Origin of the sequence: Micromonospora sp. M51, from assembly GCF_018070305.1 — a bacterium.
GTDB lineage: Bacteria > Actinomycetota > Actinomycetes > Mycobacteriales > Micromonosporaceae > Micromonospora > Micromonospora parva.
In genome coordinates, this window is sequence record NZ_JAGPXZ010001321.1 from 1 (window position 1) to 826 (window position 826).

Annotated in this window: 1 protein-coding gene; it reads left to right on the forward strand. The window is 73.2% G+C overall.

The features are described 5' to 3' along the window. The first annotated feature begins 20 nt into the window (after positions 1-20). Positions 21-788 (forward strand): type 1 glutamine amidotransferase, encoded by a 768-nt coding sequence (locus KBX53_RS34555; RefSeq protein WP_030330100.1) that lies wholly within the window; start codon positions 21-23, stop codon positions 786-788. The last annotated feature ends 38 nt before the right edge of the window (positions 789-826 follow it).

Consider the following 826-nt stretch of genomic DNA (forward strand, 5'->3'; position numbering starts at 1 on the left):
GTACCGGCTAGCCTCGACGGGTGGCAACCGCGCTGGTGATCGAGAACGACCCGACGGACGACGCGCGCCGGCTGGGTGAGTGGCTGACCGAGGCTGGGCTGGAGCTGTGGGTGGTTCGCCCGCACGCCGGCGACGAGCTCCCCGCCGACCTGGAGGGGTACGCGGCGCTGGTGGTGCTCGGCGGCGACCAACAGGCGTACCCGTTGCCGGACGGCTCGCCCGGCGCACAGTGGTTTCCCGCAGTGGAGGGCCTGCTGCGCAAGGCGGTCCGGTACCGGGTGCCGACTCTGGCGGTCTGCCTGGGCGCGCAGCTGCTCGCCACCGCGCACGCCGGCCTGGTGGAGCGCAGCCCGTCCGGGCCGGAGATCGGTCCCGGCGTGGTCGGCCGGCGCGACGCCGCCGAGAACGATCCGCTGTTCCGGTACGTGCCGTTGATCCCGGACGTGCTCCAGTGGCACTCCGACGAGATCACCGAGCTGCCCCGGGGTGCCACCCTGCTGGCCGCGTCCACCCGCTACCCGCATCAGGCGTTCCGCCTCGGTGACCGGGCGTGGGGGTTGCAGTTCCACATCGAGTGCGACGCCGCGATGATCGCCGACTGGGCCACCGACTCGACCCAACTCGCCGAGCTGGGCTACGACCCGGAGCTGGTGGTAGCGGCCTGCGCCTCGGTGCTGGCCGACATCGAGGAGGTCTGGCAACCGTTCGCCGCCCGGTTCGCCGCGCTGGCCCTCGGCGAGTTGGACGACAGCACGACGCGGCGCGGCCTGCCGCTGCTCGGGCACTGATGAGCCGGCCGACCAGGGCACCGGGCCGGCTCATCAGT